General features: G+C 69.4%; 28 protein-coding genes, 1 tRNA gene and 1 riboswitch. Of the genes, 23 read left to right on the top strand and 6 right to left on the bottom strand.

Going from position 1 to position 23,905, the window contains the following annotated elements; all coding sequences use genetic code 11:
- Positions 1–62 precede the first annotated feature (62 nt).
- Positions 63–1,409, bottom strand: coding sequence for a nicotinate phosphoribosyltransferase (locus ABEA82_RS04360; RefSeq protein WP_345659994.1), 1,347 nt, complete (start codon positions 1,407–1,409; stop codon positions 63–65).
- Positions 1,410–1,517: 108 nt separating this feature from the next.
- Between ABEA82_RS04360 and clpS the strand changes: the two genes are divergently transcribed.
- From clpS to ABEA82_RS04325, 7 genes are all read left to right on the top strand, one after another.
- Positions 1,518–1,835: an ATP-dependent Clp protease adapter ClpS gene (gene clpS / locus ABEA82_RS04355; protein ID WP_003990557.1), complete on the top strand. Its 318-nt coding sequence runs from the start codon at positions 1,518–1,520 to the stop codon at positions 1,833–1,835.
- A gap of 32 nt (positions 1,836–1,867) precedes the next feature.
- Positions 1,868–2,476: a DUF2017 domain-containing protein gene (locus ABEA82_RS04350; protein ID WP_345659993.1), complete on the top strand. Its 609-nt coding sequence runs from the start codon at positions 1,868–1,870 to the stop codon at positions 2,474–2,476.
- Between the two features lie 365 nt (positions 2,477–2,841).
- Positions 2,842–4,266, top strand: a complete 1,425-nt coding sequence (locus tag ABEA82_RS04345) for an amino acid permease (protein ID WP_345659992.1) — start codon at positions 2,842–2,844, stop codon at positions 4,264–4,266.
- A gap of 143 nt (positions 4,267–4,409) precedes the next feature.
- On the top strand, positions 4,410–4,832 hold the full coding sequence (locus ABEA82_RS04340; protein ID WP_345659991.1) for a M67 family metallopeptidase: 423 nt from the start codon (positions 4,410–4,412) through the stop codon (positions 4,830–4,832).
- Positions 4,833–4,942: 110 nt separating this feature from the next.
- The gene (locus tag ABEA82_RS04335; RefSeq protein ID WP_345659990.1) at positions 4,943–5,038 is read left to right on the top strand and encodes a putative leader peptide; all 96 of its coding nucleotides are present in this window, start codon (positions 4,943–4,945) and stop codon (positions 5,036–5,038) included.
- A 116-nt stretch (positions 5,039–5,154) separates the two neighbouring features.
- Positions 5,155–5,433 carry a MoaD/ThiS family protein gene (locus ABEA82_RS04330; protein ID WP_345659989.1) on the top strand — a complete coding sequence of 93 codons (279 nt, stop codon included), beginning with the start codon at positions 5,155–5,157 and terminating at the stop codon, positions 5,431–5,433.
- Between the two features lie 6 nt (positions 5,434–5,439).
- Positions 5,440–6,390 (top strand): PLP-dependent cysteine synthase family protein, encoded by a 951-nt coding sequence (locus ABEA82_RS04325; RefSeq protein WP_345659988.1) that lies wholly within the window; start codon positions 5,440–5,442, stop codon positions 6,388–6,390.
- A 106-nt stretch (positions 6,391–6,496) separates the two neighbouring features.
- On the opposite strand, the gene ABEA82_RS04320 is transcribed toward ABEA82_RS04325, so the two are convergent.
- Complete coding sequence (locus ABEA82_RS04320; RefSeq protein ID WP_345659987.1) at positions 6,497–6,940, bottom strand: type II toxin-antitoxin system PemK/MazF family toxin; 444 nt, start codon at positions 6,938–6,940, stop codon at positions 6,497–6,499.
- A gap of 213 nt (positions 6,941–7,153) precedes the next feature.
- Between ABEA82_RS04320 and ABEA82_RS04315 the strand changes: the two genes are divergently transcribed.
- Positions 7,154–7,906: an MBL fold metallo-hydrolase gene (locus ABEA82_RS04315; protein WP_345659986.1), complete on the top strand. Its 753-nt coding sequence runs from the start codon at positions 7,154–7,156 to the stop codon at positions 7,904–7,906.
- Positions 7,907–7,997: 91 nt separating this feature from the next.
- Here the strand turns inward: ABEA82_RS04315 and ABEA82_RS04310 are convergent, their stop codons facing one another.
- Positions 7,998–9,260: a PTS transporter subunit EIIC gene (locus ABEA82_RS04310; protein WP_345659985.1), complete on the bottom strand. Its 1,263-nt coding sequence runs from the start codon at positions 9,258–9,260 to the stop codon at positions 7,998–8,000.
- A gap of 283 nt (positions 9,261–9,543) precedes the next feature.
- On the opposite strand from ABEA82_RS04310, the gene ABEA82_RS04305 reads away from it, so the two are divergent.
- The 4 genes from ABEA82_RS04305 (at position 9,544) to rdgB (ending at position 11,881) form a co-directional block, all read left to right on the top strand.
- Complete coding sequence (locus ABEA82_RS04305) at positions 9,544–9,777, top strand: PTS sugar transporter subunit IIB (RefSeq protein ID WP_215121112.1); 234 nt, start codon at positions 9,544–9,546, stop codon at positions 9,775–9,777.
- A gap of 92 nt (positions 9,778–9,869) precedes the next feature.
- Positions 9,870–10,607, top strand: a complete 738-nt coding sequence (gene rph / locus ABEA82_RS04300) for a ribonuclease PH (RefSeq protein WP_345659984.1) — start codon at positions 9,870–9,872, stop codon at positions 10,605–10,607.
- 145 nt (positions 10,608–10,752) lie between these two features.
- Complete coding sequence (locus tag ABEA82_RS04295; RefSeq protein WP_345659983.1) at positions 10,753–11,151, top strand: hypothetical protein; 399 nt, start codon at positions 10,753–10,755, stop codon at positions 11,149–11,151.
- A 127-nt stretch (positions 11,152–11,278) separates the two neighbouring features.
- Positions 11,279–11,881 carry an RdgB/HAM1 family non-canonical purine NTP pyrophosphatase gene (gene rdgB / locus ABEA82_RS04290; RefSeq protein ID WP_345659982.1) on the top strand — a complete coding sequence of 201 codons (603 nt, stop codon included), beginning with the start codon at positions 11,279–11,281 and terminating at the stop codon, positions 11,879–11,881.
- 42 nt (positions 11,882–11,923) lie between these two features.
- On the opposite strand, the gene ABEA82_RS04285 is transcribed toward rdgB, so the two are convergent.
- Positions 11,924–12,007: transfer RNA gene (locus ABEA82_RS04285), tRNA-Leu, on the bottom strand.
- A gap of 505 nt (positions 12,008–12,512) precedes the next feature.
- Here ABEA82_RS04285 and ABEA82_RS04280 point away from each other — a divergent pair.
- The 4 genes from ABEA82_RS04280 (at position 12,513) to ABEA82_RS04265 (ending at position 15,648) form a co-directional block, all read left to right on the top strand.
- Entirely contained in the window at positions 12,513–12,962 is a 450-nt protein-coding gene (locus ABEA82_RS04280) for a hypothetical protein (protein WP_345659981.1), read from the top strand.
- 78 nt (positions 12,963–13,040) lie between these two features.
- Positions 13,041–14,324, top strand: coding sequence for a hypothetical protein (locus tag ABEA82_RS04275; protein WP_345659980.1), 1,284 nt, complete (start codon positions 13,041–13,043; stop codon positions 14,322–14,324).
- Entirely contained in the window at positions 14,297–14,920 is a 624-nt protein-coding gene (locus tag ABEA82_RS04270; RefSeq protein ID WP_345659979.1) for a hypothetical protein, read from the top strand. The genes ABEA82_RS04275 and ABEA82_RS04270 overlap by 28 nt, the downstream gene beginning before the upstream one ends.
- A complete protein-coding gene (locus ABEA82_RS04265; protein ID WP_345659978.1) occupies positions 14,917–15,648 on the top strand; it encodes an ATP-binding cassette domain-containing protein in 732 nt (243 codons plus the stop codon). The genes ABEA82_RS04270 and ABEA82_RS04265 overlap by 4 nt, the downstream gene beginning before the upstream one ends.
- 72 nt (positions 15,649–15,720) lie before the next feature.
- Here the strand turns inward: ABEA82_RS04265 and bcp are convergent, their stop codons facing one another.
- Positions 15,721–16,188: a thioredoxin-dependent thiol peroxidase gene (gene bcp, locus ABEA82_RS04260; protein ID WP_345659977.1), complete on the bottom strand. Its 468-nt coding sequence runs from the start codon at positions 16,186–16,188 to the stop codon at positions 15,721–15,723.
- A 95-nt stretch (positions 16,189–16,283) separates the two neighbouring features.
- On the opposite strand from bcp, the gene ABEA82_RS04255 reads away from it, so the two are divergent.
- The 3 genes from ABEA82_RS04255 to ABEA82_RS04245 all read left to right on the top strand — a co-directional run bounded on the left by ABEA82_RS04255 (position 16,284) and on the right by ABEA82_RS04245 (position 17,490).
- A complete protein-coding gene (locus ABEA82_RS04255; RefSeq protein ID WP_345659976.1) occupies positions 16,284–16,613 on the top strand; it encodes a DUF3618 domain-containing protein in 330 nt (109 codons plus the stop codon).
- Between the two features lie 44 nt (positions 16,614–16,657).
- Positions 16,658–17,014, top strand: a complete 357-nt coding sequence (locus ABEA82_RS04250) for a GroES family chaperonin (protein WP_003990537.1) — start codon at positions 16,658–16,660, stop codon at positions 17,012–17,014.
- Between the two features lie 49 nt (positions 17,015–17,063).
- Positions 17,064–17,135, top strand: a riboswitch (guanidine-III (ykkC-III) riboswitch).
- A gap of 34 nt (positions 17,136–17,169) precedes the next feature.
- A complete protein-coding gene (locus ABEA82_RS04245; RefSeq protein ID WP_345659975.1) occupies positions 17,170–17,490 on the top strand; it encodes a DMT family transporter in 321 nt (106 codons plus the stop codon).
- 49 nt (positions 17,491–17,539) lie between these two features.
- Here the strand turns inward: ABEA82_RS04245 and ABEA82_RS04240 are convergent, their stop codons facing one another.
- Positions 17,540–20,452: a transglycosylase domain-containing protein gene (locus ABEA82_RS04240; protein ID WP_425588473.1), complete on the bottom strand. Its 2,913-nt coding sequence runs from the start codon at positions 20,450–20,452 to the stop codon at positions 17,540–17,542.
- 246 nt (positions 20,453–20,698) lie between these two features.
- Here ABEA82_RS04240 and ABEA82_RS04235 point away from each other — a divergent pair, with 246 nt between their 5' ends.
- The 4 genes from ABEA82_RS04235 (at position 20,699) to ABEA82_RS04220 (ending at position 23,877) form a co-directional block, all read left to right on the top strand.
- On the top strand, positions 20,699–21,121 hold the full coding sequence (locus ABEA82_RS04235; RefSeq protein WP_345659974.1) for a hypothetical protein: 423 nt from the start codon (positions 20,699–20,701) through the stop codon (positions 21,119–21,121).
- A 167-nt stretch (positions 21,122–21,288) separates the two neighbouring features.
- Positions 21,289–22,089 carry an ABC transporter permease gene (locus tag ABEA82_RS04230; RefSeq protein ID WP_345659973.1) on the top strand — a complete coding sequence of 267 codons (801 nt, stop codon included), beginning with the start codon at positions 21,289–21,291 and terminating at the stop codon, positions 22,087–22,089.
- The gene (locus tag ABEA82_RS04225) at positions 22,082–22,903 is read left to right on the top strand and encodes an ABC transporter permease (RefSeq protein ID WP_345659972.1); all 822 of its coding nucleotides are present in this window, start codon (positions 22,082–22,084) and stop codon (positions 22,901–22,903) included. The genes ABEA82_RS04230 and ABEA82_RS04225 overlap by 8 nt, the downstream gene beginning before the upstream one ends.
- Positions 22,904–22,908: 5 nt before the next feature.
- Positions 22,909–23,877, top strand: a complete 969-nt coding sequence (locus tag ABEA82_RS04220; protein ID WP_345659971.1) for an ABC transporter ATP-binding protein — start codon at positions 22,909–22,911, stop codon at positions 23,875–23,877.
- The last annotated feature ends 28 nt before the right edge of the window (positions 23,878–23,905 follow it).

Here is a 23,905-nt window from a genome sequence, read left to right as displayed (position 1 = left end):
CCTATGGCCATGGTTGAGAGGTCGGGAGGGGTCACGGGTCGGCGCATCACGGCACACCGCAATTAGCTACCCGAGGCTCCGTGCAGGTACTCCGTCGGAAGGACGGGCTCCCCGCGCGAGAGCTGCGTGGCCGACATCGGGAGCCCCTCGCGCGCCGCCGTGTGCCGCTCGCGCGCCGCGTCCAACGGCTCACGCGCGACCACCTCACCCCCCTTGACCAGTTCCACCAGCAGCTGCCGGTCCGCCAGCTCGCCCGGTACCGGCCCGGTGCCCACCACCTCGGCCTCGGCGACCCCGCACGCGTCCAGCCGCCGCGCGGCCCACTTGCGCCCGCCCACGGACGTCTTGCCGCCGGTGGACCGCTTCGCCACCGGCACCAGCGGCGCGTTCGGCCCGGCCGACTCCGCCCGCGCGACCAGCTTGTAGACCATCGAGGACGTCGGGTGCCCGGACCCGGTCACCAGCTGCGTGCCGACGCCGTAGGCGTCGACCGGTGCCGCCGCCAGCGAGGCGATCGCGTACTCGTCCAGGTCCGAGGTCACGATGATCTTCGTGTCGGTCGCGCCCAGCGCGTCCAGCTGCTGCCGCACCCGGTGCGCCACCAGCAGCAGGTCACCGGAGTCGATCCGTACCGCGCCCAGCCCGGGGCCGGCGACCTCGACGGCCGTGCGGACCGCCTCGGCGACGTCGTACGTGTCCACCAGCAGGGTCGTGCCCCGCCCCAGCGTGTTCACCTGGGCCTGGAAGGCGTCCCGCTCGCTGTCGTGCAGCAGCGTGAAGGCGTGCGCGGAGGTGCCCACGGTGGGGATGCCGTACCGGAACCCGGCGGCCAGGTCGGAGGTGGTGGCGAAGCCGCCCACGTACGCGGCCCGGGACGCCGCCACCGCCGCCAGCTCGTGGGTGCGCCGGGCACCCATCTCGATCAGGGGCCGGTCACCCGCCGCCGCGGACATGCGCGAGGCCGCCGCGGCGATCGCCGAGTCGTGGTTGAGGATCGAAAGGATCACGGTCTCCAGCAGCACGCACTCGGCGAAGGTGCCCTCCACCCGCATGATCGGCGAGCCCGGGAAGTACACCTCGCCCTCGGGATAGCCCCAGATGTCCCCGCTGAAGCGGTAGCCGGCGAGCCATTGGAGGGTCTGCTCGTCCACGATCTGCCGCTCGCGCAGGAAAGCGAGCACGTCCGCGTCGAAGCGGAAGTTCTCCACCGCGTCCAGCACCCGGCCGGTGCCCGCCACGACGCCGTAGCGGCGCCCGTTCGGCAGCCGCCGGGTGAAGACCTCGAACACGCTCCGCCGCTCGGCCGTGCCCGCCTCCAGGGCGGCCCGCAGCATCGTCAGCTCGTACTGGTCCGTGAAGAGCGCCGTCGAGGGAACGTCCACCGGCAGCCCAAGGTCCGCTGTGTTCATGACGACCGATCGTACCCCCATTTCGTCAATCTGACGATTGCGGGCCCGGGTGACGTGACCGCCGTACGGCCAGGCCCATTTGTGCGTCTACCCCCCTCGGGTGGCAGCATGGGCTGTGTGACGTCACCCGCACCCCTGGAGATCGAACGGACCGAGTCGGCGGAGGAGGTCTTCGCCGTGCCCGAGCCGGACGTTCCCTGGGTCACCATCGTCCACAACGACCCGGTCAACCTCATGAGCTATGTGACGTACGTCTTCCAGACGTACTTCGGCTACTCCAAGGACAAGGCCACCAAGCTCATGCTCGACGTCCACCACAAGGGCCGGGCGGTCGTCTCCAGCGGCAGCCGCGAGGAGATGGAACGCGACGTGCAGGCCATGCACGGCTACGGCCTGTGGGCCACCCTCCAGCAGGACCGCAAGTAGCCAGCACCCCGCCCAGCAGCGAAAAGGCGTTCATGCCCGGAACCTTCGAACCGCTTCCCGGCGGCGGCGCGGCCGTCGCACTCGACGATGTCGAGATTTCCATCATCCGGTCGCTGGCCGTCCAGCTTCTGGAACTCATCGGCCCCGGCCCCGCCGAGGACGCCCCGGACGACCCGCTCGCCGAGCTGTTCGCGGAGGGCCCGAGCGAGCCGCCGGCCGATCCGGTGCTCAAGCGGCTCTTCCCGGACGCGTACAGCGACCCGGAGCAACCCGCCGCGGCCCGGGACGCCGAGGAGCAGCGGGCGTACTCCGCCGAGTTCCGCCGCTACACCGAGAACGACCTGCGGGCCGGCAAGCGGGACAACGCCCTCACGGTGGTCCGCACCCTGGACGCGCTCTCCTCGGACGCGGCCGGTGAGGGCGGCGCGGTGCTCAAGCTGTCGGTGGCGGAGTCCCAGCAGTGGCTGAGCGCCCTCAACGACCTGCGGCTCGCGATCGGCTCCCGGCTGGAGATCACCGACGAGGACGACACCGACCTCCTGTACCGCCTCCCGGACGACGACCCGCGCAAGCCCATGGTGATGGCCTACCTGTGGCTGGGCGGACTCCAGGAGACGCTGGTCGGGACCCTCATGCCCTGACGCGTGCAGGTCCTGTGAGTGCCGGGTGACCGATCGGTGTTCGCTCAGAGGACACTCAAATCCGGATAACGATCGCGTCACCGCACCCGCCCTCTATGGGCTCTTCGAGTGCGCTTTGTCCAATTCTCCCTGTGGTGTGTGTCACATATCACCCGTGTGATCACTATTGCGGCCGTGATAAATCTTCACGACCGCCCGGCGAACACCACCCGTATGTTCGGCCGGGTGCGCCATGTGGCCGGCGGATCGTCGGCCAGGCATGAGTGGGCCCCCAGGGCCCGCTCGACTCCATCATCCGGGGGGATCGAGACCCGATCCGAGGCCGACGACAGGTCCGGGTCGGCATGGAGAAAGGCGCACCACACATGACCTCTGCGCAGGTCGACACGGAAAACGTCTCCGAAGAGGGGTACGAGCGCGGACTCGGCAGCCGCCAGGTCCAGATGATCGCGATCGGCGGCGCCATCGGCGTCGGCCTGTTCATGGGCGCCGGGGCGAACATCGCGAAGGCCGGCCCCAGCATCATCCTCATGTACGCCCTCGCCGGCGTCATCATCTTCTTCATCATGCGGGCCCTGGGAGAGCTGCTGCTCTACCGTCCGGTCTCCGGCTCCTTCGCCGAGTACGCCCGCGAGTTCCTCGGCCCGTTCTTCGGGTTCGTCACGGGCTGGACGTACTGGCTCATGTGGGTGGTCACCGGCATGGCCGAGCTCACGGCCGCCGCGATCTACATCAACTTCTGGTTCCCAGAGATCCCGCAGTGGGTCAGCGCCCTGGTGTTCCTGGTGGTGCTCTTCGGCGTCAACCTGATCTCCGTCAAGATCTTCGGCGAGGTCGAGTTCTGGTTCTCGATGATCAAGGTCACGGCCATCCTCGGCATGATCGTCATCGGTCTCGGCGTGCTCACCCTCGGCTTCTCCGACGCCGGTGACACCGCCTCCGTCTCCAACCTCTGGGCGCACGACGGCTTCTTCCCGAACGGCATCGGCTCCAGCCTGATGACGCTCCAGGGCGTCATGTTCGCCTACCTCGCCGTCGAACTCGTCGGCGTCACCGCGGGCGAGTCCGAGAACCCCGAGAAGACCCTGCCCAAGGCCATCAACACCCTGCCCTGGCGCATCATCGTCTTCTACGTCGGCGCGCTGCTGGTGATCCTCTCCGTCGTCAAGTGGACCGACTTCTCCGCCGGCGAGAGCCCCTTCGTCCACGCGTTCGGCGAGATCGGCATCCCGCTCGCCGCGGGCATCGTCAACTTCGTGGTGCTCACCGCGGCCCTGTCGTCCTGCAACTCGGGCATGTACTCGACCGGCCGGATGCTGCGCGACCTCGCCGCCAACAGCGAGGCCCCGCAGGTCTTCGGCAAGCTCAACGCCCGCAAGACGCCCGCCGTCGGCATCACGGTCTCCGTGGCGCTCATGGGCATCGGCGTCGTCCTGAACTACGTCGTCCCGGAGAAGGCGTTCCTCTACGTCACCTCCGTCGCCACCGCGGCCGGCATCTGGACCTGGATGATGATCCTCGTCAGCCACATCCGCTACCGCTCCGCGGTCGACGCGGGCCGGCTGCGCGCCTCGTCCTTCCCCGCTCCCGGCGGCGCGCTCTTCAGCTGGGTCGCACTGCTCTTCCTCATCGGCGTGACCGGCATGATCGCGTACGACAAGGATGCGCGGGTCTGCCTGTACGTCGCGGCCGGCTGGGCCGTCGCCCTGGGCGTCGGCTGGGCGATCCTCAAGAGCCGCAACCCGCAGATCGCCGAGCGCCGCGACGCGGAGTTCCAGAAGGTCGGCTGACCGCTTCGCGGCCTCTCCCAGGACGCCCAGTCGCAGGGGGGACTCGTGGCACCCCCTGAGGCTGCCGCTCAGGGCGTCCGGCATGTGGGCCGTTCCGTACCAGCCATCGGTACGGAACGGCCCTTCTGCTTATCCTGGCAGGCATGCTGACCATCACCCAGGCCCTCGTCGACCAGATCGTCGCCCACGCGCGCAAGGACCACCCCGACGAGGCGTGCGGCGTCGTGGCGGGCCCGGCGGGCTCGGACCGTCCCGAGCGCTTCATCCCGATGCTGAACGCCGCCATGTCGCCCACGTTCTACGAGTTCGACTCCGGCGACCTGCTCAAGCTCTACCGCGAGATGGACGACCGCGACGAGGAGCCGGTGGTCATCTACCACTCCCACACCGCGACCGAGGCCTACCCCTCCCGCACCGACATCTCCTACGCGAACGAGCCGGGCGCCCACTACGTCCTCGTCTCCACCGCCGACACCGACGGGGCCGGCGAGTTCCAGTTCCGCTCGTTCCGGATCGTCGAGGGCGAGGTCACAGAGGAAGAAGTCGAGGTCGTCGAGGCCTACTGAGACGCCCGCCGATCCGGTCTGAACAGCACGGTCTCACTCCCCGGCCCGGAATCGTCCGCGATGTGGGATCACATTCCAGAACCCGGACCGGGAATCGATACGATGACCCCATGGTTGTCCACGACGTGAGCGACAAGACGCCGGGCGAGATGCTCGTTGCGCGGCTGCACGTCGACCTGTGCAGGCTCGCCAGCGCCATCTGTTGACGCCGAAACCTGCCGCCGTACGGCCGTGAGCCGCGGCGCTGCACACACGCACCACCCCGCTGTTCCTGCGCTGCCGCGCGCCCCGACTGACTACTCCCGACAGGAGCCCTGAAGCCATGGCCATCGAGGTCCGCATCCCGACCATCCTCCGCACGTACACCGACGGTCAGAAGGCGGTGGAGGGCAGCGGTGACACCCTCGCCGAGCTGTTCACCGACCTCGAGAGCCGGCACGCGGGCATCCAGGCCCGCATCGTCGACGGCGACCAGCTGCGCCGCTTCGTCAACGTGTACCTGAACGACGAGGACGTCCGCTTCCTCGACGGCATCAACACCAAGCTGTCCGACGGCGACAACGTCACGATCCTGCCGGCCGTGGCCGGCGGCATGGTCTGATCAACGATGCGCTACGACTCCCCCCTGGCCGCGGTCGGCAACACCCCCCTGGTGCGCCTGCCGCGGCTCTCGCCGTCCCCCGACGTCCGCCTCTGGGCGAAGCTGGAGGACCGCAACCCGACGGGGTCGGTCAAGGACCGGCCCGCCCTGCACATGATCGAGCAGGCGGAGAAGGACGGCCGCCTGACCCCGGGCTGCACCATCCTGGAGCCCACGTCGGGCAACACCGGCATCTCCCTCGCCATGGCGGCGAAGCTCAAGGGCTACCGCATCGTGTGCGTGATGCCGGAGAACACCTCGCAGGAGCGCCGGGACCTGCTGGGCATGTGGGGCGCGGAGATCATCTCCTCACCGGCCGCGGGCGGCTCCAACACCGCCGTGCGCGTGGCCAAGGAGCTCTCGGCCGAACACCCGGACTGGGTGATGCTCTACCAGTACGGCAATCCGGACAACGCGGGCGCCCACTACGCGACCACCGGCCCCGAGATCCTCGCCGACCTGCCCTCCGTCACCCACTTCGTGGCGGGCCTCGGCACCACCGGCACCCTCATGGGCGTGGGCCGCTACCTGCGCGAGCACAAGCCGGACGTGCAGATCGTCGCGGCCGAGCCGCGCTACGACGACCTGGTCTACGGCCTGCGCAACCTCGACGAGGGCTTCGTCCCCGAGCTCTACGACGAGTCCGTCCTCACCAGCCGCTTCTCGGTCGGCTCCGCTGACGCGGTCACCCGCACCCGCGAGCTGCTCCAGCAGGAGGGCATCTTCGCCGGTGTCTCGACCGGTGCCGCGCTGCACGCCGCGATCGGCGTGGGCAAGAAGGCCGTCAAGGCCGGTGAGCCGGCCGACATCGCCTTCGTCGTCGCCGACGGCGGCTGGAAGTACCTGTCGACGGGCGTCTACACGGCCGCCACGACCGAAGAGGCCATCGAGACGCTCCAGGGCCAGCTCTGGGCATAGCCGCACACCAAGAGCACACCCAAGGGCTGGAGTCGCGACTCCAGCCCTTCTTTCTTCCCCCCGGCTCTCCCGGCTCCTTCTTCTCCCCGGCTCTCCCGCCAGATCATCAGCCCGCCAGATACCGCACCTGGTCCCACAACGCCGGATCCACCACCCCGACCCGCCGCCGGAAACCCCACACCGGAACCTCCCGCAGCTCGTCCGTCTCCAGGAAGCTCGCGCGGCCCCGGGCGTCACCGACCGACCCCGGGGGAAGGGGAATCACACCGGTGCGCTCGTGCCGGAACCGGGTGGTGATCTTGGCGACCGTCGCCCGCTCCCCGCGCACCGCCAGCACCAGACACGGCCGGTCCTTCGTGCGGGCCTCGTCCTCGAACGGCACGTCGGCCCACCAGATCTCCGCCGGCTGCGGCCGGCCCACCAGCGCGACGGCCGGTGCCGCGGCCCGGCCCCGCCGCCCGCTCGACCGCCGCCCCCAACCGTCGACGAGCGTGGCGATGAGCGCGAGCAGTACCACCGCGGCGAGCGCCAGCCACCAGGACGTGTCCATACTGAGACGTTACCGGCGCCACCCCTGCCACGCGCCCCCCTCACGCGGATCACCCCCCGGCCCTGCCAGCCGAACCGGTGACACCACAGGTGAGTTCGCCCACAACAGGCCTTGGCGGAGGAGCTAACGGAGGTTTTGCGCCTTACGCTCGACGGACCGCACGACCCCCGACGCCCCTCTCAGACATTTCCCGCCAGCGGAGGTTTCTGCTTCATGAAGCTCACCGTCGTCGGCTGCTCGGGGTCGTTCCCGTCCGCGGAATCGGCCTGCTCGAGCTACCTCGTCGAGGCCGACGGCTTCCGGCTGCTTCTCGACATGGGCAACGGTGCCCTAGGCGAGTTGCAGCGCCACTGCGGTCTCTACGACCTCGACGCGATCTTCCTCAGCCATCTGCACGCCGACCACTGCATCGACATGTGCGCCTACTTCGTCGCGCGCTACTACCGCCACGACGGCGGCCGCTGCGATCCGCTCCCCGTCTACGGACCCGAAGGCACGGAACACCGGCTGACCACCGCCTACGCGGACACCCCCTCCGCCTCCTCCATGAGCGAGGTCTTCGACTTCCACACGGTCAAGCCGTCCACCTTCGACATCGGCCCCTTCACGGTGCACACCGAGCGAGTCGCCCACCCCGTGGAGGCGTACGGCATCCGCGTCGAACACGGCGGCAAGGTCCTGACGTACTCCGGCGACACCGGCGTGAGCCCCGCCCTGGACGAACTCGCGCGCGGCGCCGACCTGTTCCTGTGTGAGGCGGCGTTCACGCACGGCAAGGAGAACATCCCCGACCTGCACCTCAACGGCCGTGAGGCGGGTGAGACGGCCGCCCGGGCAGGTGCCCGCGGCCTGGTCCTCACCCACGTCCCGCCGTGGACGGACCCCCAGGTCAACCTGGCCGACGCCCGCGAGGTGTACGACGGGGCGGTGCACCTGGCCGCGCCGGGGCAGGTGTACGAGATCTGAGGACCGGGTGCGGTCCGCGCACGCGAAGGGCCCCGGAACCGAGCGCGGTTCCGGGGCCTTCACCGTGTGCGGGCATGTTTTCGCGGGCGGGCTACTTCGCCTCCGCCTTCTGCAGCTCGGCGAGTTCCTCGTCGGACTCACGGCCCGGCGTCGGCAGGTTGAACCTCGTGATCGCGAAGCGGAACACCACGTAGTAGACCGCCGCGAAGCACAAGCCGACCAGGGCCAGACCCCACGGGTTGGTCGCGATGCCCAGGTTCAGGAAGTAGTCCACCGCGCCGGCCGAGAAGCCGAAGCCGTCCTTCATCCCCAGGGCCCAGGTCAGTGCCATCGAGACGCCGGTGAGCACGGCGTGGATCGCGTACAGCACCGGGGCGATGAACATGAAGGTGAACTCGATCGGCTCGGTGACACCGGTGACGAACGAGGTCAGCGCGAGCGAGAACATCATGCCGCCGACGACCTTGCGGCGCTCGGGACGGGCGCAGTGCACGATCGCCAGGCACGCGGCGGGAAGGGCGAACATCATGATCGGGAAGAAGCCGGTCATGAACTGCCCGGCGCTCGGGTCGCCCGCCAGGAACCGGGCGATGTCGCCGCTCTTGCCCTCGTAGGTGCCTGCCTGGAACCAGGGGAAGGAGTTCAGCAGGTGGTGCATGCCGATGGGGATCAGCGCCCGGTTGGCGACGCCGAAGATGCCCGCGCCCACGGCCCCGGAGCCGACCAGCCACTCACCGAAGTTGTGCAGAGCCGTGCCGAGGACCGGCCAGATGTAGCCGAAGACGATACCGATGACCAGCCCGGCGAAGGCGGACAGGATCGGCACGAGACGGCGACCGCCGAAGAAGCCGGCCCAGTCGGGCAGCTTGGTGCGGTAGAAGCGCTGGTACAGCAGGGCCACCACGAGGCCCATCACCACACCGCCGAGCACCTTCGCGTCCACCGGCGCGTCCGTCATGACGATCTTGCCGTCCACGACCTTCGCCACCTGAGGCAGGTTCTTGTCGGTGAACGTGGCGAGCACGTTCTTGAAGACCAGGTAGCCGACCACGGCCGCCAGGGCGGTGGACCCGTCCGACTTCTTGGCGAAGCCGATCGCGATGCCCACGGCGAACAGCAGCGCCATGTTGTCGAGGATCGCGTTGCCGCCGGCCGCCATGAAGCCCGCGATCTTGGTGATGAAGGCGGGGAACGACTCGCGCCCGAGCATGTCGGTGTTGCCGAGACGGACCAGCAGGGCGGCGGCCGGCAGGACGGCGACGGGCAGCATGAGGCTGCGGCCGATACGCTGCAGGACCGCCATCACCGCGGTGCCCTTCTTCGGGCCCGCGGGCGCGGCAGTGGCTGTGGACATGAACTTCCTCCATGGGGCACGGCGCCGCCCAGGAAGGGTTCGACAGGGGGACGGCGGCGTCTCAGAAAAGGACCGCGGACTCCGCCGCGCGACCTCCACCGGTGAGTGGTGTAGACCAGTTGTAGCACGGTAGGCCGAACGAGTGGAACCCGCCAATTCCGCCCGCTTCGACGATCAAGCCACGGCGCTTTGTCGAAGGGTGGAGTCCTGGTGTAGACCAGTCGCGAACGGGACGGTCCCGCTGGCGCGAACGACACAGCGCTTTGGATCAGGGAGAACGAACATGGCCAGCAAGGCTGAGAAGATCGTTGCCGGGCTCGGCGGCATCGACAACATCGAAGAGGTCGAAGGCTGCATCACCCGCCTGCGCACCGAGGTCGTCGACCCCGGCAAGGTCGACGAGGCCGCCCTGAAGGCCGCCGGCGCCCACGGCGTCGTCAAGATGGGCACCGCGATCCAGGTCGTCATCGGCACCGACGCCGACCCCATCGCCGCGGAGATCGAAGACCTCATGTGAAGAGCCGGCATCGTCCCCGGCTTCACACCCTGAACGGGCCCCTCCGCACCACGGGAGGGGCCCCTTCCGCGAGTACGGATAGGCTCAGCGCCATGTCTCGAATCGACGGCCGCACCCCCCAGCAACTCCGCCCGATCACCATCGAACGCGGCTGGAGCAAGCACGCCGAAGGCTCCGTCCTCGTCTCCTTCGGCGACACCAAGGTCTTCTGCACCGCCTCCGTCACCGAAGGCGTCCCGCGCTGGCGCAAGGGCAGCGGCGAAGGCTGGGTCACCGCCGAGTACTCCATGCTGCCCCGCTCCACCAACACCCGCGGCGACCGCGAATCCGTCAAGGGCCGCATCGGTGGCCGCACCCACGAGATCAGCCGCCTCATCGGCCGTTCGCTGCGCGCCGTCATCGACTACAAGGCACTCGGTGAGAACACCATCGTCCTCGACTGCGACGTCCTCCAGGCCGACGGCGGCACCCGCACCGCCGCCATCACCGGCGCCTACGTGGCACTCGCGGACGCCGTCGCCTGGGCCCAGCGCAAGAAGCTCATCAAGGCCGGCCGCCAGCCCCTCACCGGCACGGTCTCGGCCGTCTCCGTCGGCATCGTCGGCGGCGTCCCCCTCCTCGACCTCTGCTACGAGGAAGACGTCAAGGCCGACACCGACATGAACGTCGTCTGCACCGGCGACGGCCGCTTCGTCGAGGTCCAGGGCACCGCCGAGGCCGAACCCTTCGCCCGCGACGAACTGAACGCCCTCCTCGACCTCGCCGTCGCCGGCTGCTCCGAACTCGCCGCCCACCAGCGCACCGCGCTTGACACCGTCCTCGAAAAGTAAAGGGCGCACCAAAAACAGGTGCTCGGCACGGGCAACCGCGCCGAGCACGCCCGCGTCTGAAGGAGTACGGGCGCACGGGCTCATCCCTGTGCGTCCGGCCAGCCGCACGGGCCCGACCGGCCCGCCGAACGAGAGGGACCGCTCCATGGCCGCGAGCCGCCGACGCCGCACCGCAGCCGTCGCCGCCACCCTGGCGGCCGTCGCGCTCACCGCCGGACTGACCACCGGCTGCGCCGCCGTCGACAAGGCGCTGGACTGCGTCCAGACCGCCGACGCCATCGCCGACAGCGTCACGGAACTCCAGCAGGCCGTGGACAGCGCCGCCGACGACCCGACGCAGCTCGACGAGTCCCTCGACTCCATCGACAAGAACCTCGGCGAGATCGGCGACAAGACCGACAACACGGACGTCAACAAGGCCGTGGACGACCTCGACAAGGCCGTGGACAACATCCGTACGTCGATCAAGAACGGCGACGAGACGCCCGACATCAGCCCGGTCACGGACGCGGCGGGCGAACTGACGAAGGTCTGCACGCCGTAGCGCTGCGCTGGCTGGGCAGGGCTTCTCGTCTGAGGGGTGCTGCCGGTGGTCGACCGCGGGTTCGTCGTGGTTGATCGCGCAGTTCCCCGCGCCCCTGACGGGGCACGCTACGGCGATACTGGGGGCCATGACCCGCCTGATCCTCGCCACTCGCAATACCGGAAAGATCACTGAACTCAGGGCGATCCTGGCCGAAGCCGGGCTGCCCCATGACCTGGTCGGTGCCGACGCCTACCCGGAGATCCCCGACGTCAAGGAAACGGGCGTCACCTTCGCGGAGAACGCCTTGCTGAAGGCCCACGCCCTGGCCCGGGCGACGGGCCTGCCCGCCGTCGCCGACGACTCGGGCCTCTGCGTGGACGTCCTGAACGGCGCCCCCGGCATCTTCTCCGCCCGCTGGTCGGGCCGGCATGGTGACGACAAGGCCAACCTGGACCTGCTCCTCGCCCAGCTCTCCGACATCGCCGACGACCACCGCGGCGCCCACTTCGCCTGCGCGGCGGCCCTCGCCCTGCCCGACGGCACGGAGCGCGTGGTCGAGGGTCAGCTTCGGGGAGTGCTGCGCCACGAGCCGGCCGGCACCGGCGGCTTCGGCTACGACCCGATCCTCCAGCCGGAGGGCGAGACCCGGACCTGTGCGGAACTGACCCCCGACGAGAAGAACGCGATCAGCCATCGGGGGAAGGCGTTTCGGGCGTTGGTGCCGGCGGTGCGGGAGCTGCTGGGCTGAGGACCGAGGGAGGGGCCGCCCGAGCAGGGCGGCCCCTCTGTGTGCGGCGGAAGGGATTCGAACCCTCAAGCCCGGTCAGGGGCCACAGGACCTAAACCTGCTGCGTCGCCGTTGCGCCACCGCCGCCAGCCGCCTGTCATCGTACCGGGAGCCGCTCGCCGGCTTCGGCGTCCCCATTGATGTGATCGACCGCCGTGCCCGCCCTGCGGTAACTGCCCATCTCCGACGGGCAGTTGGGTCAGAGTCGGGCTTGTACCAGCAGTTGAAAGCTCTTGCAAGGCGGGTCGGCCGAAATGCTTCGGTCGCTGTCGCCGGAGGCGGTGCGGCAGGAGATCTGGGCCGCCTGCCACGGTCGCTCCTCCGCGAAGATTCGCCCGCTCGTCGAGCAGGCCGTCACCACCCGCGTGGCCTGGAGTTTCCTTCGCGACCGCAGTGCCCGACCAGCCCGATCACCGCCCTTGTGAAGGCCGTTCACACCCTGCACCTGGTCAGCTCAGATCGGCGATCAGCGGCACGCAATGTTCACGTTACATTGACTTAAAGATCATCTGTTCGATAGCTTCCACGCCTCGCCTGATGTGGACAGGCCTCATGGGGGGGCCGCATCGGGTGGGAGATTCGGAGTTCCCGCATGTCGGGCAGATCCTCCAAGCGCGTATCCGCCGTGGTCGCGATGGCGTCAGCTTTCACCCTCGCGTTGTCCTCTGGTGCCTGGGCCAACTGGTCGAGCAGCATCAGCGGGTGGACGGACGGCGGCGGGAGCAACGGGCAGTCCCGCTACTGGGCGGACGAGAGCTACTCGGAGATCATCTTCAAGGGTTGCAGCGTGCAGGGCGGCAGCAAGACCACCGGGGTCGAGCTGTGGGACTACGACGCGCTGTCGTCCAACGACTTCTACGGTGAGAAGACCTTCACCAACTGCTTCAACGGCTCGACCTACGCGAGCCGGGGCGAGTACAACGGCCTGCCGCAGGAGTCGGACTACTTCTTCCAGCTCGACAACGTCGGCGGCGGAAGCAACGCCTGCTGCCTGCTGTGGGCGACCTACGCGGGAGTCGACACCACTCTCGCCGATTCCTGATCAGTGTTCTGCAGCGTGGTGCCTCGCCGACGGCGAGGCACCACGCCCCCTTTTCGGACCGCTCCAGGAAGCCAAGAAGTGAAACCCCTCACACTCATCAGGTCCAGCAGTGCGCTGCGGGTCGCGCCTGTCGCCCTGCTTCTCGTGTTCGCCTACTACGCCACCGATCTCGGTGACGACCTCCGTATCGATCCGCTGGGCTACTCCGCCACCGTGGTCGACGCGGTGCTGCGCAACCTGCTGCCCGTGGCCTTCGCGGTTGCCTCGGGCCTCGCCGCCTGGGAGGCGCGGAAGCTGGGTGCCTCAGGAATCTGGAGGCTGGGGGCGGTGCGATCCCGCTACACCATCGCCGCCCAGCACCTGTCGCCCGTGGTCGCACTGGCCTGGTCGCTCCTCATCCTCCCCACGCTGTGCGCCCTCGTCCAAGAGCAGGTCGCGCCCGACCTGCCCGGCCTCACGCTGCTGGCCTTCGCACTGGTGCTCTGCGTCGCCCACGGCATCGTCGGATTCGCCGTCGGAGCCACCGTTCGGCACATCGCCGTAGTGCCGATCATCGCGGTCACCGACTTCCTGGCCGTCGGCTGGTCCACGGGACTGGAGACACCGTGGCCCCGGCACCTCACCGGCCTCTTCGCCGGAAAGATGATGTTCGGTGAACTGCCCACCGCCGCCGCCCTCGCGGCTCCCCTCCTGCTCGCCGTCGGCTCCGCCGTCGCCATGGCTCTGCTCTGGGCACCTGTTTCCCGCCGGCTGCGCGGAGCCGTCGCGGGAGCACTCGTCGTCTCCTGCGCGTTCGGATCGTTCTCCCTGGTCAGCGACTGGAGCTACATAGGCCCACGGAGCACCGGGCACGGAGCGATCGCCTGTGCCGGACAGTCCCCCCGCATCTGTCTGCCCGAGGCGCGCGCCGAGCACATCTCCGCTCTCACCGAGGAAGCGGAGGCGACGCTGGAATCCCTGCGTCGAGCCGGTCTGCCCGCCGAGCCGACCTCCATCAAGGACACCTCTCTCAACCTCCGGTACCCCGAGCCGTCCACGAAGGACGACTGGACCGTCCCACTCGGGGTCGGCGAGGCGACGGGCACCGTCCGCTACCAGGTCGCCCGCGAAGTGGTGCGTTTCGAATGCGCCCCTCCGGCCACCGGCCCCGCCCGCCTCGTGTACTACTGGGTGTCCTCCAAAGTCGGGCAGACGGACACCTACTTGAGACGGCTCAGCTCCGAACCCGATTTCACCCCTCAGGAACGCAGCCGTATCCAGGACGGGGTGGCGAAGGTCCTGCGGTTGAGCGAGGCCCAGCAAATGGACTGGTACGAGACGACCGTGGCGGAGGCGTGCCAGGAAGACGGGTCGACGACGTGATGTGGTGGCTGCGTGCCCGCCGCGCCCACACCCGGCTGCCCCTGGGTTTCCTGATGTTCGCGCTTCTCGCGGCGACTGTTCAGGACACCCCCCTCTTCCTGCCCTCCATCTGGTCCGGCGGCTCCGAGCTCGTGCAGGCCGCCACGCTCGTCCCGCTCGTGCTGACCTCGGTCCTCTTCGACTGTCTGCACACCCGGCTGGACGCCGCCGAGACCACCGGAATCCGACCCGTCAGGTTCTTCGACGTCCTGCTCGCGCTCGGCGTGGTGGCACTCGCAAGTGCCGCGGGTGAACTGATCGCCATGATCACCGGGGCCGCATCGGCCGAGACACTGGGCCGCAACACGGCCTTCCTCGTCGGCCTCACCCTGCTGTGCGGGGCTCTCTTCGGGAGATCCGCGATCCTCGTTCCCGCACTGTGGCCGCTACTCGGCGTGCTCTTCGGCATGAGAGCGCCCGGCGACGCCTACCCGTGGACCGTACTCCTCGAACCGCCTGACACCTGGTACGCCTCCACGGGAGCCCTCTTGATGCTCACCGTCGGCGTCGGTGCCCACCTCCTTCCACCGAACCGCTTCGCACGGAGAGCCGCATGACGCTTGTTCTCGATTCCTGCACCTTCGCCTACGGCCGACGGCGGGCTGCCGTGCTGAAGGACTTCACCTACCGCCTTCCGGACGGACTGACCATCCTGCTCGGACCGAACGGGGCCGGAAAGTCCACGATGCTACAGCTGGCCGCTGCCGTCACCACGCCCCAGCGGGGAACCGTGACGTGGGACGGACGCGACGCGAAGAGCAAGGACTACCGGCGGACGGTGGCCTGGATGCCGCAGAACATCACACCCCTGCCCTCGCTCACGGCACGCGAGTACGTCGCTTATGTCGGCTGGCTGAAGGGGATGAGCAAGGGCGATGCCTGGGCCAACGCTCCGCGAGCGCTGGCCCGCGTCGAGATGACGGAGCACGCCGACACCCGCACCGGTCGGCTCTCGGGCGGCCAGCTGAGGCGCGTGGGTGTCGCCTGTGCCCTGGTCCACGACGCACGGGTGCTCCTCCTGGACGAACCCACGGCCGGCATGGACCCACGTCAGCGACGGGTCTTCCGCGATCTCCTCGCGTCGGTCAAGGGCGAGGTTCGCGTCCTGCTGTCCACGCACGACGTGACCGACCTCGCCGAAGAGGCCGATCACGTGTCCGTCCTGGTGGGCGGACGTCTCGTGCAGAGCGGTTCGACCAGTGAGTTCCTCGCCCACACTCCGCCGGGTACGGCGCAGGGCCGGGCTGCCGAAGGGGCTTATACGACCTTGCTCGAGTCGGCCTGACCCGCTCGGTCTCCGACGCGGGCCGAGATCGTCTCGGCCCGCGTCGGTCGTTCCGCGCCCCGCTCGACCGGATCAGATCCCCAGATCCTTGATGATCTTGGCTACGTGGCCCGTCGCCTTGACGTTGTAGAGGGCGCGCTCGACCTTGCCCTGCTCGTCCACGACGATCGTGGAGCGGATGACGCCGACGACCGTCTTGCCGTAGAGCTTCTTCTCGCCGAAGGCGCCGTAGGACTCCAGGACCTGCTTGTCCGGGTCGGCCAGGAGGGTGACCTGGAGGGACTCCTTGTCGCGGAACTTGGCCAGCTTCTCCGGCTTGTCGGGGGAGATGCCGATGACGTCGTAGCCCGCGCCCGCCAGCAGCTCCAGGTTGTCCGTGAAGTCGCAGGCCTGCTTGGTGCAGCCGGGGGTGAGGGCGGCCGGGTAGAAGTACACGATGACCTTGCGGCCCTTGTGGTCCGACAGGGACACCTCGGTGCCGTCGGCGTCGGGCAGGGTGAAGGCGGGGGCCACGTCCCCCGGCTGGAGTCGCTCGCTCATCGGACCAGCCTAACCGGGGGTCGGGACAGTGCTATGAGCCGTGGAGCTGACAGACTGTCCAGCACAGGCTTCACACCGACTTCGGAGGCGACACGGTGGCGGAATCGGCGGACACCAGGACCCCGGCGCAGATCGAGGCGGACATCAGGCGCCGCCGCGAGACCCTGGCCGAGACCCTCGACGAGATCGGGGTGCGGGTGCACCCGAAGACGATCGTCGGGGACGCCAAGGCCAGGGTGGCGTCCAATATCGATCACACCCTCGGGCGGGCCTACGTGGAGGTCAACCGGGCCGTCACCGACGTGCGGGCCCGGTTCGTCGACGAGGACGGGGCGCCCCGGCTGGAGCGGGTCGTGCCCGTCGCCCTCGTGGTCGTCGGAGTGGTCGGGCTGCTCGCCTTCAGCACGCGGCGGCGCAAGGGCTGACCCGACTGCGCACGTTCGCCGGGAAGACAGGTAGGTTTCAGGGCGTGAGCGCCAAGAGAAACGAGCACAGCACCCACCCGGACAAGCTGCCCATCCGGATGCTGCACGACCGCGTACTCGTGCGGCAGGACACCAGCGAGGGCGAGCGGCGTTCCGGCGGCGGCATCCTGATCCCCGCCACGGCCGCGGTCGGCCGGCGGCTGGCCTGGGCCGAGGTCGTCGCGGTGGGGCAGAACGTCCGGACCGTGGAGCCGGGCGACCGGGTTCTGTTCGACCCGGAGGACCGGGCCGAGGTCGAGGTGCGCGGGGTGGCGTACGTGCTGATGCGCGAGCGCGATCTGCACGCCGTGGCGGCGGACCGGTTCGAGGGCTCGGAGGACTCGACGGGCCTGTACCTGTAGGTACCCGTGTTGCTGGAGGGGCCGGTGACGATCGTCACCGGCCCCTTCGGCGTTCCCTTTGCTAGCTTGGAGGGACCCGACGAGACGCGCCGTACCGGGACGAAGGCAAAGACGACGCACCTGGACCGTCAGCCTGTCTCCCGGAGGTGCCCGTCATGGCCTGGGTTCTGCTCGTCGTCGCCGGTCTGCTCGAGGTCGGGTGGTCGATCGGCATGAAGTACACCGACGGCTTCACGCGCCCGCTCCCCAGTGTTCTCACCGGCGTCGGCATCGTCGCCAGCATGCTGCTGCTGTCCCAGGCCGCCAAGACCCTGCCCATCGGTACCGCCTACGGCGTGTGGGTGGGGATCGGTGCGGCCGGGGCGGCGGTGGTCGGCATGGCGGTGCTGGGGGAGCCGGCCACCGCCGCCCGGATCTTCTTCGTGTGCCTGCTGCTGGTCGCCGTGGTGGGGCTGAAGGCGACCAGCGGGCACTGAGTCAAGCAGTCACTGAGCCCAGCGGTCACTGAGCCCAGCGGTCACCGAGTCATTCGCGGCGGGCGCCCTGCGGTGCGAAGCCCCAGCCGGGGCCGGTCGGGCCGCCCGTCGCGCCGCCGTCGGACGCGTCGCCGCCCTCCGTCGTGCCGCCGTCGGCCGTGCCGCCCTCGGTGGTGGTGCCGCCGTCGGTCGTGCCGCCGTCCGCGGTGCCGCCGCCGGTCGGGGACTCGCCTCCGGTGCTGCCGTCGGTGGTGCCGCCGTCGGTCTGGCCCTGGGTCTGCCCGGCGGGTGTGCTGGGGGTCTGGCCCGGGGTCTCGGTGCCGGTCTCCTGGCCGGTGGGCGTGCCGCTCTCGTCGGGGGTGTCCCCCGCGGTCGGGTCGGTGGTGGTCGGTTCGGCCGGGGCCTCGGAGACGTCGGAGCCCGGCTGGAGTTCGAGGTCGAAGTCGGTGACCGGCTTGCCCTTGAGGGCGTCCTGGGTGAACTGCGTCCAGATCTCCGTGGGCGCCCCACCACCGTTGATGCGCTCCAGGCCCATCGCCCCGTACAGCGACTTGTGGGCGGCGGTGACCGGGTCCTGACCCATGACGGAGACGACGGTGGCGAGCTCGGGGGTGTAGCCCGCGAACCAGGCCGCGGTGTCCTCCTCGGCGGTGCCGGTCTTGCCGGCGACGGGGCGTCCGGCGACCTGGGCGGCGGAGGCCGTGCCGTTCTGGACGACGCTCTGCAGCATGGAGGTGGTGGTGTCGGCGGCCTCGCGGCTCACGGCCTGCCGGGTGCGCCGCTCGGGCAGTTCGATCGGCGTGCCCGCCTTGGTGACCTTCTCGACCATCGTGTACGTGCCGTGGCGGCCGTGGTTGGCGAGCGTGGCGTACGCCTGCGCCATGTCGAGGACGCTGGCGGTGGCGGTGCCGAGTGCGATGGCGGGGCCGTCGGCGAGGTCGGGGGTGGCCTCCGGGACGCCGAGGTCGATGGCGGTCTGCTTGACCTTCTGGGGGCCGACGTCGGCGGCCATCTGCGCGTACACCGAGTTGACGGAGCTGTCGGTGGCCTCGGTGACGGTGATGTCGCCGTAGGAGTGCTGGTCCTCGTTCTCGGGGGCGTAGGGGTCGCCGTCCCAGCCCTGGACGGGGCGCTTGTTGGTGCCGTCGTAGATCGTGTTCGGCGTGATCACCCGGCCGTCCTGGGTCTGTGAGCCGTTCTCGACGGCCGAGGTGAACACGAAGGGCTTGAAGGTGGAGCCGACCTGGAAGTCCCGGCGGGTGGCGTTCGGGGTGTACTGCTTGACGTAGTCGACGCCGTTGTACATCGCGACGACCTTGCCGGTCTTGGGGTCGACGGAGGCGCCACCGGCGCGGACGTAGGTGTCGACCTTGTTGTTCTTCTTGTCCAGCTTGGACATCAGCTTGTCCTCGACGGCCTTCACGAAGGCGTCCTGCCGGGGCTTCTGCAGGGTGGTGGTGATGCGGTAGCCGCCGGCGTCGAGCTGGTTCTCGTCGATGATCTTGTTCTGGGTGAGGTATTCCCTGACGATCCGTGTGATGTAGCCGCGCTGGCCGGACAGGCCGGTGGAGCGGGTGGACTCCTTCGGCACGGGGAACTTCATGCCGGCCCGCTCGGACGCGCTGAGCCAGCCCTTCTTGACCATGCCGTCGAGGACGTAGTTCCAGCGGGACTCGGCGGCCTTGCGGTTCTCGGGGTGGGCGACGACGTCGTACTGGCTGGGTGCGTTGACGAGCGCGGAGAGGTAGGCGGCGCGGGCCGGGTCGAGGTCCTTGGCGTCCATGCCGTAGTAGGCCTGGGCGGCGGCCTGGATGCCGTAGGCGTTGCGGCCGAAGTAGCTGGTGTTGAGGTAGCCCTCCAGGATGTGGTCCTTGCTCACCTCGCGGTCCAGCTTGATCGCGATGAAGAACTCCTTGGCCTTGCGGGTGACGGTCTGCTCCTGGCGCAGGTAGTAGTTCTTCACGTACTGCTGCGTGATGGTGGAGCCGGACTGCTTGCCCTTGCCGAGGGCGGTGTTCCAGGCCGCGCGGAGCATGGCCTTGGGGTCGACGGCGGACTCGGTGTAGAAGTCGCGGTCCTCGGCGGCCAGGATCGCGTGCTGGGCGTCCTTGGAGATCTGCGCGAGGGTGACGTTCTCCCGGTTGACCTCGCCGTCGCGGGCGATCACGGAGCCGTCGGCGTACAGGTAGACGTTGGCCTGCTTGGTGGCGAGCGCGTTGGCCGGGGGGATCTGCACCAGTGAGTAGCCGAGGAAGAAGCCGCCGGCGAGCAGCAGGACGACGACGATGGCGGCGCCGAGCGTCATGCGCCAGGTCGGGATCGCCCGGCGCCAGCCGGTCCGCTTCCGTTTCCCGGCCGGAGCGGCCGCCTGCGTCCCGCCCTGGTCGCTGACGGTCGGCAGCTGCGCCGTGCCCGGATCGTTGTCAGCTTGTGCTGATGCCGATGCCGATGCCGATGCCGATGCCGGCGCATGCGTCGGGCCCGGGGTGCCGGCGCCCGGCGTCCGTGCCGCGCCCGGCGTCCCTGCCGTGCCCTTGACCGCCCGCATCTGCATGGTGCCCGGGTCGCTGTCCGGCTGGGTCCGCGGCTGTTCCCGGTCCGGGGTGCCGGCGCCCGGCGTCCGTGCCGTGCCCTTGACCGCCCGCATCTGTACGGTGCCCGGGTCAGTGTCCGACTCCGACTCCGTCTGCTTCGGCTGCTTCGGCGGCTGCGCCTGCGCCGGTGTCTTGTCCGGGCCTCCCTCAGCCTGCTTCTTGTTCCTGGCCGTGCCCGGGTCGCTGACCGCGCGCATCTGTACCGTGCCCGGGTCGGTGTCGCCCTGGCCGCCCTGGTCCGGTGGCGTGCCCGGGTCGTCGCTCGCCTTGGCCGGTGGCGTCCCCGGGTCGCCGTCCGGCTGCGGCTCTCTCGGTGCGCGGCCCGGTTTCGGCTGCTGCGGCTGAGGCTCGTCACTCATGTCGTGCACGGACTCCTGTTTCGCGTCGTACGTCGTTCCCGTACGTCTCTGCTCGCTCTTGCGCCCCTGTGATGAAGACTGTCCCATCCGGCGATCAGTTCCCTGACCGAGGGCCGTGTCCTGAGCCGTGTGACGAGGCGGGCGGGGGCGGGCGGACCGACGGGCGAGGGGCAGGGTGAACTGCGTTATCCTGCACGTCTGTTCGAATAGCGATCTTGCAAGCGCGAGATTCGCCCGAAGGGGGACACGCCGAAGATGCGACTGCTCGTACGCTCCGCCCTGGCCGGCACCGCCGCCACTCTGCTCGCCCTTACCACGGGCGCCTCGGCCCACGCGGACGGAACGGATCGTACCGTCTGGGCCAGTGCCGACTGGAACGTCACGCCCAAGGAGGAGTGGGGCGGCAAGGCTCACATCCAGACCTACGGCGAGATCTTCACGATCACCGACCTCGCCAAGGACGGGCACTCGACCATCGGGATCATCTCGATCGGCGGCGAGGGCAACACCTACTACTACTGGAACCGTGACGGCGTGGACACCACTCGCACGCTCAACCTGGACATCAAGGAGGGCACGCCGGTCAACATCAAGGCGTGCATCGGTGACTGGAGCGGTTCTCCCACCGCCGGGATCATGTGGGACAAGTGCAGCAGCTGGGCGCAGACCGACGCGTGATCGAATTCGTCGAACTTCTCGTGGGGCGCCCCGGACACGAGCCGGGGCGCCCCACGGCGTCTGCGCCCACGGCGTGCGTGTCCGGAACGGAAAATCCGTGGCGTGCGTGATTCCCCTCGCACTAGGCTCCTGCGCTTCGGTGCCGGGCGGCGAGGAGGGCTGTGGATGTGGGCTCGGGACGGTTGTACGCGGCCGTCGCGGCGGGCGGCTTCAGGCGGTACGCGACGTATCGGGCGGCCACGGTGGCCGGGGTGTTCACCAACACGGTCTTCGGCGTCATCCTCGTCTACACGTATCTGGCGCTGTGGGACGAGAAGCCGCATCTCGGGGGGTACGACCAGGCGCAGGCCGTGACCTATGTATGGCTGGGGCAGTGCCTCTACGCGACCCTGGCCATCCAGGGCGGCGGCGCCGAGAAGGACCTGATGGGGCGCATCCGCACCGGTGAGATCGCCGTCGACCTGTACCGGCCGGCCGATCTCCAACTGTGGTGGCTGGCGGGCGACGTGGGGCGGGCGCTGTTCCAGATGCTGGGGCGGGGCGTCGTCCCGTTCGCGTTCGGCGCGGTCTTCTTCCCCATGGCGTTGCCGACCTCGGTCACCCCCTGGGTGGCCTTCGTGGTCACGCTCCTGCTGGCGACGGTCGTCAGTTTCGCCCTCCGCTATCTGGCGGCCCTGAGTGTGTTCTGGCTCATGGACGCCATGGGCGTCAACCAGGTCCTGATGGTCACGGGGATCTTCTTCTCGGGCATGGTCCTGCCGCTGAACGCCTTCCCGGGGATCTTCGGAGAGGTCGTACGGGTGCTGCCGTGGGCAGCACAGATCCAGATGCCCGCGGACGTGCTGATGGGGGAGACCGACCCGCTGCGGGCGTTCGCCTTCCAGGCGGCGTGGGCGGTGGCCCTGCTGGCGGCGGGACGGCTGCTTCAGTCGGCCGCGACACGTCGGGTGGTGGTGCAGGGTGGCTGAGCGCGGTGTCCTGGTCGAGGGGCTGCGGGCCTACCGGCTGATCGCCGGGATGTGGGTGCGGTCCAGCATGACCTACCGCGCCTCCTTCGCGGTCACGGTGCTCGGCAACCTGACCGTGACCGGTCTGGACTTCGTCGGAATCTTGCTGATGTTCTCGCAGGTCGACTCGCTGGGCGGCTGGTCGCTGCCCGAAGTCGCCTTCCTGTACGGGCTGTCGGTGACGTCGTTCGGGATCGCCGACCTGGTGCTCGGCTCGATGGACGTGCTGGGCGCGCGGATGCGAGACGGCTCGTTCGACACGCTGCTGGTGCGTCCCGTGCCGGTGCTCGCCCAGGTCGGCGCCGACCGTTTCGCCCTGCGCCGCCTGGGCCGGATCACCCAGGGCACGGTGGTGCTGGGCTGGGCGCTGGTCTCGGTGGACGTCGACTGGACCGTGCCGAAGGTGCTGCTGGTGCCGGTGATGGTGGTCAGCGGCGCGGCGATCTTCTCGGCGGTGTTCGTGGCGGGCGCGGCCTTCCAGATCTTCGCGCAGGACGCGGCCGAGGTGCAGAACGCGTTCACGTACGGCGGGACCACGCTGCTGCAGTATCCGCCGGCCGTGTTCGGGAAGGACCTGGTGCGCGGTGTGACCTTCATGGTGCCGCTCGCCTTCGTCAACTGGGTGCCCGCCGCCCACGTGCTGGGGCGGCCGTACCCGATCGGTCTGCCGCCCTGGGCTGCCTTCGCGTCGCCGCTGGTGGCGGTGGCCTGCTGCGTCCTGGCCGGGGCGGCGTGGCGGGTGGGGCTTCGTTCGTACCGGAGTACAGGGAGTTGACCGGGGTGGACAGCGGATTCATCGAACTGGACGGCGTCGAGAAGGTCTTCGACGTCCGCAAGAAGACCGGCTTCATGAAACGGGAGCGGCGGCAGGTGCGGGCCGTCGACTCGATCTCCTTCCGTGTGGAACGCGGCGAGATGGTCGGCTACATCGGCCCGAACGGCGCCGGCAAGTCGACCACCATCAAGATGCTCACCGGCATCCTCACACCCAGCGCCGGCCGGCTGCGGGTCGCCGGCATCGATCCCTCGCGTGAACGGACCCGGCTCGCGCACCGCATCGGCGTGGTGTTCGGACAGCGCACGACCCTGTGGTGGGACCTGCCCCTGGTCGACTCCTACCGGCTGATGCACCGCATGTACCGCATCCCGGACGCCCGTTACCGCGAGAACCTGGACCGCCTGGTCGAACTCCTCGACCTGGGCGACCTGCTGGACGTCCCGGTGCGGCAACTCAGCCTCGGCCAGCGGATGCGCGGCGACATCGTGGCGGCGCTGCTGCACGACCCGGAGGTGCTGTACCTCGACGAGCCGACCATCGGCCTCGACGTCGTCTCCAAGTCGAGGGTGCGGGAGTTCCTGCGGGAGCTGAACGCCGAGCGCGGTACGACGGTGCTGCTGACCACGCACGACCTCCAGGACATCGAGCAGTTGTGCAAGCGGGTGATGGTCATCGACCACGGCCGCCTGATGTACGACGGCCCGCTCACCGGGCTGCACGAGGCGGGCGACAGCGAGCGGACCCTGGTGGTCGACCTGGAGCGGGAACTGCCGCCCATCGAGGCACCGGCGCCCGCGCGGGTCGTCCGGGTGGACGGGCCCCGGCAGTGGCTGGCGTTCCCGGCGACGGAGTCGGCGGCACCGCTGGTGGCGCGGATCGCGGCCGAGTACCCGCTGGTGGACCTGTCGGTGCGGGAGCCGGACATCGAGGCGGTGATCGCCAAAATGTACGCGGAGCGTGCGACCGCATAGTGCCCGGCACCGGTAACTCGTAGGCTGC

This window comes from Streptomyces venetus (assembly GCF_039540295.1).
Lineage (GTDB): Bacteria > Actinomycetota > Actinomycetes > Streptomycetales > Streptomycetaceae > Streptomyces > Streptomyces venetus.
This window is presented reverse-complemented; position numbering and strand designations above follow the sequence as displayed.